The 8,768-nt window shown below is 64.7% G+C and carries 7 protein-coding genes; 6 read left to right on the top strand and 1 reads right to left on the bottom strand.

What is annotated here, in order from left to right; genetic code table 11:
• Nucleotides 1–1,335: nucleobase:cation symporter-2 family protein (locus tag VMJ11_RS23115; protein WP_325622136.1), on the bottom strand; the 1,335-nt coding region annotated here is incomplete at its 3' end.
• 442 nt (nucleotides 1,336–1,777) lie between these two features.
• Here VMJ11_RS23115 and VMJ11_RS23110 point away from each other — a divergent pair.
• The 6 genes from VMJ11_RS23110 (at nucleotide 1,778) to VMJ11_RS23085 (ending at nucleotide 8,764) form a co-directional block, all read left to right on the top strand.
• Nucleotides 1,778–2,260 carry a hypothetical protein gene (locus VMJ11_RS23110; protein ID WP_325622134.1) on the top strand — a complete coding sequence of 161 codons (483 nt, stop codon included), beginning with the start codon at nucleotides 1,778–1,780 and terminating at the stop codon, nucleotides 2,258–2,260.
• Between the two features lie 357 nt (nucleotides 2,261–2,617).
• Nucleotides 2,618–3,397 carry a DeoR/GlpR family DNA-binding transcription regulator gene (locus tag VMJ11_RS23105; protein WP_325622132.1) on the top strand — a complete coding sequence of 260 codons (780 nt, stop codon included), beginning with the start codon at nucleotides 2,618–2,620 and terminating at the stop codon, nucleotides 3,395–3,397.
• A 404-nt stretch (nucleotides 3,398–3,801) separates the two neighbouring features.
• Nucleotides 3,802–5,343, top strand: a complete 1,542-nt coding sequence (gene glpD / locus VMJ11_RS23100; RefSeq protein ID WP_325622130.1) for a glycerol-3-phosphate dehydrogenase — start codon at nucleotides 3,802–3,804, stop codon at nucleotides 5,341–5,343.
• A gap of 77 nt (nucleotides 5,344–5,420) precedes the next feature.
• A complete protein-coding gene (gene glpK, locus VMJ11_RS23095) occupies nucleotides 5,421–6,923 on the top strand; it encodes a glycerol kinase GlpK (protein WP_325622128.1) in 1,503 nt (500 codons plus the stop codon).
• 105 nt (nucleotides 6,924–7,028) lie between these two features.
• Nucleotides 7,029–7,745, top strand: coding sequence for an MIP/aquaporin family protein (locus tag VMJ11_RS23090; RefSeq protein WP_325622126.1), 717 nt, complete (start codon nucleotides 7,029–7,031; stop codon nucleotides 7,743–7,745).
• Between the two features lie 266 nt (nucleotides 7,746–8,011).
• A complete protein-coding gene (locus VMJ11_RS23085; RefSeq protein ID WP_325622124.1) occupies nucleotides 8,012–8,764 on the top strand; it encodes an SDR family NAD(P)-dependent oxidoreductase in 753 nt (250 codons plus the stop codon).
• Nucleotides 8,765–8,768: the final 4 nt, after the last annotated feature.

Below are 8,768 nucleotides of genomic sequence, written 5' to 3'. Positions count from 1 at the left end.
GGCGACGCCCGACTCCAGCACGTTCTTCAGCGCATGCGGCAGGCTGGTCAGGATCTCCGGCACCTGCGAGACGCCCAGACCCAGCGCGAGCGACACCGCGATGATCAGCAGCGCGCGGCGGTCGAGCCGGGTGCCCGCGAGAATGTTGATGCCCGAAGCGGCCACCGCGCCGAACATCACCATTGCTGCGCCGCCCAGCACGGGCTCGGGCACGGCCTGGAGCACGCCCGCAACGGGCGGGAAGAGGCCCAGCACCACGAGCATGCCCGCGATCCACACGCCCACGTGACGGCTGGCGATGCCGGTCAGCTGGATCACGCCGTTGTTCTGCGCGAACACCGAACTCGGGAACGTGTTGAACACGCCGGCCAGCAGCGAGTTAAAACCGTTCACGAGCACGCCGCCCTTGATGCGCCGCATCCACACCGGGCCTTCCACGGGTTCCTTCGAGATCTTGCTGGTCGCCGTGACGTCGCCGATCGCTTCGAGCGAAGTGACGAGGTAAATGATCAGCATCGGCACGAAGAGCGACCACGAGAAGCCCAGGCCGAAGTGCAGCGGCGTCGGAATCTGGAACAGCGCGGCCTCGCGCGCACCGGTGAAGTCGAGGCGACCCATTGCGCCCGCAACGATATAGCCGATGGCCAGCGCAATGACGAGCGCGGTGCTGCGCACCCACACGACAGGCACGCGGTTCAGCACGATGATGGTGCCGAGCACGAGGCCGGAAAGCGTGAGGTTTTCGGCGCTCGCGAAGTTGCCCTTGGCGATGGCCCCGTAGCCGCCGCCCATGCTGATGAGGCCGACCTTGATGAGCGTGAGGCCGATCAGCAGGACCACGATGCCGGTGACGAGTGGCGTGATGAGGCGCTTGATGAAGGGCAAGATGCGCGAAACGCCCATTTCGACGAACGAGCCTGCGATGACGACGCCGAAAATGGCGGCCATCACGGTTTCGACGGGCGTGCCCTGCTTGACCATCAGGCTGCCGCCGGCGATGAGCGGCCCCACGAAGTTGAAGCTCGTGCCCTGCACGATGAGAAGGCCTGCGCCGAGCGGCCCGATGCGTTTGCACTGCAGGAACGTGGCGATGCCCGAGATGACGAGCGACATCGAGACGATCAGCGTGGTGTCGTGGCTGGAGACGTTCAGCGCCTGACAGATCAGGAGGCCCGGCGTGACGATGGGCACGAGGATCGCCAGCAGGTGCTGCAGGGCGGCGACGAAGGCGATGGTCGGAGCGGGGCGGTCTTCGGGGCCGTAGACGAGGTCGTGGGCGTGTTCGGTGTCGCCGGCGCCGCGCGAGGCGGGCTGGGCGGGCGAGGCGGATTGCATCGGGGAAATGGCGGGAGCTGAGGGAAAGCGCCGCATTTTAGCCGATGGTGCGGGCGCATTCTGGCCGCGGCTTGCGGGCGCGCTGTTCGAATATCGGCCCGATCTGCCGGATGCTGAAGCGAATCCCATTGCTGGTATGCCGTTTTCAACGGTGACGTGAGCCGCGAGCGTGGAGATCGAGCAGGCGAGGCACAATGCCGCGCATTCGTGATTGCGGGGCCAAACGGTCCACCACTGACAGACGTTGAATTCGAAGCGCATGGAGGCAACCTTGATACGCGCGCGCCCAACCGCGGCGGCTACAAGCGCGATGAAAGTGCGCGTGTAAAAGCGTTTCGAACCGACCAACTTACATTGTTAAAAACGCTCAAGACTTCGTCGCGATCTGCCGTAAAGAGATTCGTAGGGCCGGACAGTCATCTGGCGGTCCGGGGATTCTCGTGTGGAGGTCGTGATGAAAGCAGGGCATCGATGGGCAGGATCGCCGGCTAATCATGTGGCTGCGCTCGTGGCGGCGTGTCTGTGTGCACCCGCGATGGCGTTGGCCGCCGCAGGCGGGACCATTCATTTCATAGGCGCGATCGTCGCGCCGCCGTTTGATGTCGCGCCGGTGGCCGGCACGGCGCTCACGACATCGGGCGGCGTGGCAGGCAGCGCGGCGCAGGAAGTCAGCGTGACGTATGCGGCTGAGCCTAATTCAGCGCCCGTCGCCAACATCTCGCTCGTCGCCATGGGCAATACGAATTCCGGCAGCCACGCGCCCGTCGATGCGCGCTTCACGGATACCGCGGGCCACGAAGTCAAGCCTGACAAGATCGGGGAGTACCACTTGAGCGGTTCGGGTGGGGTACTGAAGCTCTCTCTCAAGAGCGATCACGCGACGAGCGGAACAGCGGCCGTCACCGTGGTGACCAGCTACCAGTAAGCAGCGCCGTAGTCCGTCAGCAGGGTCGCTTCCCATGGCGATCGGGAGCGCCGGTCTCTGGCTCTTTCGATATGCCGCCATGTCTCGACGAGCGACCCCGTCTGCCTGGTTTCCCGCGCGAACCCGCGTGCGAATCCCGGCGACGCGAACTCGCACGCAGCCCCTGTCCATCAGGCGTTCGAGCGGGTTCGCGTCCACCGCCGCCTTGCGCATGCAAACCGGGCGAATTGCCCGGCGCATGCCGTGTGCACGAACCCCAGCATCGAGCAAAGCGCGCCGGCGCGCGGCGGGTCCCGGCCCGCTGCGTCGCTAGCCCTTACAATAGGGCCAGCCCTCACACGCCTGCCGAACGAGCCAATGACACGAGATCCTCGCCTCACCCTGAACGCGCGCCAGCAGGAAATGCTCGAATGGGTGCAACGTGACGGCTTCGTCACGGTCGACGATCTCGCCTCGCATTTCGACGTCACGCCGCAAACCATCCGCCGCGACGTGAACTGGCTCGCCGACATGAATCTCCTGCGCCGCTATCACGGCGGCGCGAGCTTGCCCACGAGTGCGGAGAACGTCTCGTACAGTGCGCGGCAGCACATGTTTCATGAGGAGAAGCGCCGCATCGCGGCACTCGCAGCCCAGCACATTCCCGATCAGGCTTCGCTGTTCATCAACCTCGGCACGACGACCGAAGAGGTCGCGCGCGCGCTGAACCACCACCGGGGCTTGCGCGTCATCACGAACAATCTGAATGTCGCGAGCATGATGAGCGGCTACCCCGACTGCGAAGTGATGATCACCGGCGGCGTCGTGCGCCCGTGGGACAAGGGCATCGTCGGCGAGCACACTATCGACTTGATCCGCCAGTTCAAGGTGGACTACGCCATCATCGGCACTTCGGCCATCGAGACCGACGGTACGCTGCGCGACTTCGACACGCGCGAGGTACGCGTGGCGCAGGCCATCATCGAGCATGCGCGCACGGTCTACCTCGTGGCGGACCATTCGAAGGTCGGCCGCCCCGCGCTCGTGCGCCAGGGACATCTGAGCCAGATCCACGCGCTTTTCACCGACCAGCCATTGCCCGCGGAAATGAGCGAGGCCGTTGCGGCCGCGGGCACGCAGGTGCATGTCGCCGCGTAGGCGGCGATTTTCATTCGCGCTTTTCAGCGCATCTTCATCTGAAATCCGGCGCGTTTCCGGCTCATTTCGCGTGCTGCCTGAGCGCGGGCCGCGTGCTGCCCGCGTAATGTCCGCGTGATGTTCGCGTGATGTTCGCGTGATGTCGACAGGCAACGCATCGGCGTGCCCGACTTGCCGCTCAAGCGCGCCCGCGTAGCGCTGCGTTTCGCGTTCGCGCCTGAATTGCCGGACGCGCCCGTCACCCGCCGTTCTCTTCCCTATCATCGCGCCCCGTTTTCGTTTTTGCTCGTTCGCGCACACATTTCGTGCATAAGCTACAAAATCGAACCTTTACTTTTTCGTTAGTGTTCGATAAATTTCGAATTCGAACATTTTGAGGTTCGATCGACTTTCAGGGAGAGCAGGTGACTCAACAGAACCGGTACGATCTGCTCGTCGTGGGCGGCGGGATCAACGGCGCGGGCATCGCGCGCGATGCAGCCGGGCGCGGCCTGTCGGTGCTGCTTTGCGAGCAGGACGATCTCGCCTCGCACACTTCCTCGGCCAGCACCAAGCTGATTCACGGCGGGCTGCGCTATCTCGAGTACAGGGAGTTCGGGCTCGTGCGCAAGGCGTTGCAGGAGCGCGAAACGTTGCTGCGCGCGGCTCCCCACATCATGTGGCCGCTGCGTTTCGTCATGCCGCACATGCCGAACCTGCGTCCCGCATGGCTGATCCGCCTCGGCCTCTTCCTCTACGATCATCTCGCCAGGCGCGAATTGCTGCCGGGCTCGCACGGCATCGACATGCGCCGCCATGCGGCAGGCGCGCCGCTCATCGATTCGATCCGGCGCGGTTTCGTCTACTCGGACGGCTGGGTGGACGACGCCCGTCTGGTGGTGCTCAATGCGCTCGACGCGAAAGAGCACGGCGCACAAATCCTCACGCGCACGAAGCTCGTTTCCGCGCAGCGAACGGGTGGTGCAGGCGGCGAATGGCAGGCGATCCTGCGCCGCCCGGACGGCAGCACCTTCGACGTACGCGCGCGCGCCATTGCCAACGCGGCCGGCCCGTGGGTGGGCGACGTGCTGCATGGCGCGATCGGACATGGCGCGCAACACAGCGTGCGGCTCGTGAAGGGCAGCCATATCGTGACGAAGCGGCTGTTCGAGCACGATCACGCTTACATCTTCCAGAACCCGGACAAGCGCATCATCTTCGCGATTCCGTACGAACACGACTTCACGCTGATCGGCACGACCGACGTGGAATATCGCAACGACCCCGCGAAGGTGTCGATCGACGGCGACGAAACACGCTATCTGTGCGAGTCGATCAACCGCTATTTCAAGCGCAAGATATCCCCTGCCGACGTGCAATGGACCTACTCGGGCGTGCGTCCGCTGCTCGAAGAAGAGGGCGCGGAGAACGCATCCGCCGTCACGCGCGACTACAAGCTCGAACTCGACGCAACGGCGGGCGCGCCGCTGCTTTCGGTGTTCGGTGGCAAGATCACGACGTTTCGCAAGCTCGCGGAAGAGGCTTCGGACCTGCTCTGCGGCGCACTTGGCCACACCGCGCCCGCTTGGACCGCCGGTGTGCCGCTGCCGGGCGGCGACATCGCCCAGGCGCGCTTTGAGCCTTTTGCCCAGGACTTCGCCAAACGCCACACCTGGCTGCCCGCCGCGCTCGCGCGCCGCTATGCGCGTGCGTACGGCACGCGCGCCGAGCGCCTCGTAGCCGGTGCGCAATCGCTCGCGGACCTGGGCACGGAAGTCGCGCCTGGCATCTACGAAGCCGAATTGCGCTACCTGCGCGAAGCCGAATGGGCCACGCGCGCCGAAGACGTGCTGTGGCGGCGTTCGAAGCTCGGCCTGCATGTCGCGCCGGGTACGCTGACCAGCGTGGCCGCCGCGATAGACAACTGGTTTGCCGCAGCAAGCGCGACGGCGACCGCGCAGCACTGAAGTTCGCCGGTTTTCGCCCCCACGCGCCGTTTCCTGCGGCGCGATATCACAACTACGTACGGATGGAGATGAGAGACATGCAGGAACAGTACATTCTCGCGCTCGACCAGGGCACCACGAGCTCGCGCGCCATGCTTTTTGACCGCCAGGGCAACATCGTTTCGATTGCCCAGAAGGAGTTCGAACAGATTTATCCTCAGCCGGGCTGGGTCGAGCACGATCCACAGGAAATCTGGTCGACGCAGGCCGGCGTGGCCGCCGAAGCCGTGACCCGCGCGGGCCTGAACGGCACCAACATCGCTGCGATCGGCATCACGAACCAGCGCGAGACGACCATCGTCTGGGACCGCGAAACCGGTCATCCCATCTATAACGCCATTGTCTGGCAGGACCGTCGCACGGCCGACTTCTGCGACTCGCTCAAGGCGCGCGGCCTCGAGGAGAAGGTGCGCGCGAAGACCGGTTTGCCGATCGATTCGTACTTCTCAGCAACGAAGATCCGCTGGATTCTCGACAACGTGCCCGGCGCGCGCGAAAAGGCGCGGCAGGGGAAGCTCGCATTCGGCACCGTGGATAGCTGGCTCGTGTGGAACTTCACGAAGCATGAGCTGCACGTGACCGACGTGACGAACGCGTCGCGCACCATGCTCTTCAATATCCACACGCGCGAATGGGACGACGAGCTGCTCGACGCGCTCGAAATTCCGCGCAGTATGCTGCCCGAAGTGCGCTCGTCCTCGGAGATCTACGGGCCCACCAAGACCACGGTGTTCGCCTCGAAAATTCCGCTAGCCGGCATCGCAGGCGACCAGCAGGCCGCGCTGTTCGGCCAGATGTGCACGAGCTCGGGCATGGTGAAGAACACCTACGGCACGGGCTGCTTCCTGATGATGAACACGGGCGCCAAGCCCATCGAATCGAAGAACAACCTCGTGACCACGATCGCCTGGCAGATCGGCGACGAGGTCAACTATGCGCTCGAAGGCAGCATCTTCATCGCAGGCGCGGTCGTGCAATGGCTGCGCGATGGCATGGGCATCATCAAGAGCGCAGCGGAAATCGAGGCGCTCGCCGCGAGCGTGCCGCACACCGACGGCGTGTACCTCGTGCCGGCCTTTGCGGGCCTCGGTGCGCCGCACTGGAATGCGCACGCGCGCGGCACGCTGTTTGGCGTGACGCGCGGCACGACCTCGGCGCATCTCGCCCGCGCGGCACTCGATTCGATCGCCTACCAGTCGCTCGACGTGCTCGCGGCCATGGAAGCGGATTCCGGCATCAGCGTGGGTGAGCTGCGCGTGGATGGCGGCGCGAGCGCGAACAATCTGCTCATGCAGTTCCAGGCCGACCTGCTCGGTGTGGACGCGGTGCGCCCGCAGATCACCGAAACCACCGCGCTAGGCGCGGCTTATCTTGCGGGCCTCGCGACCGGCTACTGGCAGAACGTGGGCGAGCTGCAGAGCCAGTGGAAGCTCGACCGGCGCTTTGCTCCTTCGATGCCGGCCGTCCAGGTCGACGCCTGCCGCGCGGGCTGGCAACGCGCGGTGCGCGCGGCCAAGGCCTGGGCCGACGACACGCACTGAGCGGCGCGAATACGCTCGCATCAATCAAGCATAACTAACTAACAAAAACCGCGAACGGATCGCACGCGCCTTGCGCGCGTGCGCCGCGCGCTCAAAGAGACAAACATGTCACCGTATATTGCGGAATTCATCGGCACTGCCATTCTCGTCCTGCTCGGCAACGGCGCTGTGGCCAACGTGCTGCTCGCGAAAACGAAGGGCAAGGGCGCCGACCTCATCGTGATCGTGATGGGCTGGGCAATGGCCGTATTCGTGGCGGTCTACGTGACCGCCTCGTTCAGCGGCGCGCACCTCAATCCGATCGTGACGATCAGCCTCGCGCTCGCGGGCAAGTTCGCCTGGTCGAAGGTGGGCGGCTATATCGCGGCGCAGATGCTGGGCGGCATGGCCGGCGCGCTGCTCGTGTGGCTCGCATATCGCCAGCATTTCGCGAAGGAGGCCGACCCGGACCTCAAGCTCGCGGTGTTCTGCACGGCGCCCGCCATTCGCAGCGTCAAGCACAACGTGTTGACGGAGGCGATCTGCACGTTCGTGCTGATCCTCGGCGTGCTCTATCTGGCCTCGCCGCAGGTGGGCCTCGGCGCGCTCGACGCGCTGCCGGTTGGCCTGCTGGTGCTCGGCATTGGCATCTCGCTGGGCGGTCCGACCGGCTACGCGATGAGTCCGGCGCGCGATCTCTCGCCGCGCATCATGCACGCGCTGCTGCCTATTCCCGGTAAGCGCGACAGCGACTGGCGCTATGCGTGGATTCCGGTGCTCGGGCCGCTAGTGGGCGGCGCGGCGGCAGCCGGTCTCTATCACTATCTGCATGCCTTGAACTGATCCCCCTTCGTGCCCTGGAGAAGGGCGTGTTGCCACGCACAAAGCCCGCGAACGACACACATCGTTCGCGGGCATTTTGTTCGTCTGCGCTCAGGTAGTGCAACGAGATTGAAAGGGATCGATCCGGTTTCGCTATCGCCCCATGTTGCTTTCGGATTGTTCGGGTATCGGCCTACCCCTATATTGGCTGGGCAAACGATTACACCCATATCGCAACCCGGAAAACAATGGCGACGCCTCGCGGCGGCACAAGGAGGGCAGGCGCAATGAATCAGCTTGATCTGAAGAACCGCGTGATGGTCGTGACGGGCGGCGCGCGCGGACTCGGTTATGCAGTGGCGCAGCGGGCGCTGCGCTCAGGCGCGGCGGTCGCGCTGTGGGACATTGACGCCGCGCGGCTCGAACGCTCGCGCGCCGAGTTGTCCGAACTCGGCAGCGTTTCCGCGGTGACGGTCGAACTCACCGACGAAGCCTCGATCGAGGCGGCGGTGCAGCAAACCGTGAAGGCACACGGCGCGATTCACGCGCTCGTGAACAGCGCGGGTATCACGGGCGGCAATGGCCTCACTTGGGAGTTACCCGTGGAAATGTGGCGCCGCGTGATCGAGGTGAACCTGATCGGCAGCTATCTCACCTGCCGCGCGGTCGTGCCGCACATGATCGAGCAGGGTTATGGACGCATCGTCAACATTGCTTCGGTTGCTGGCAAGGAAGGCAATCCGAATGCTTCGCACTACAGTGCTTCGAAGGCCGGGCTCATCGGCCTGACGAAGTCGCTCGGCAAGGAGCTCGCGACGAAGAATGTGCTCGTCAACGCCGTGACGCCGGCCGCGGCGAAGACCGAGATCTTCGACTCGATGTCGCAGCAGCATATCGACTACATGCTCGCGAAGATCCCGATGAACCGCTTCCTGATGCCGGACGAGGCGGCTTCGATGATCGTGTGGCTCACAACCGAAGACTGCGCGTTCAGCACGGGCGCGGTGTTCGATCTTTCGGGCGGTCGCGCGACATACTGAGGCG

The organism is Paraburkholderia sp. (genome assembly GCF_035501035.1).
Classification (GTDB): Bacteria; Pseudomonadota; Gammaproteobacteria; order Burkholderiales; family Burkholderiaceae; genus Paraburkholderia.
The sequence above is the reverse complement of the archived record's forward strand: the minus strand, read 5'-3'. Positions and strand labels throughout refer to the sequence as shown.

What these genes read in the sequence shown, in the direction of transcription:
- VMJ11_RS23105 (WP_325622132.1), top strand. Translation starts at nt 2,618, where the DNA reads ATGACACGAGATCCTCGCCTCACCCTGAACGCGCGCCAGCAGGAAATG.
- glpK (WP_325622128.1), top strand. Translation starts at nt 5,421, where the DNA reads ATGCAGGAACAGTACATTCTCGCGCTCGACCAGGGCACCACGAGCTCG.
- VMJ11_RS23090 (WP_325622126.1), top strand. Translation starts at nt 7,029, where the DNA reads ATGTCACCGTATATTGCGGAATTCATCGGCACTGCCATTCTCGTCCTG.
- VMJ11_RS23085 (WP_325622124.1), top strand. Translation starts at nt 8,012, where the DNA reads ATGAATCAGCTTGATCTGAAGAACCGCGTGATGGTCGTGACGGGCGGC.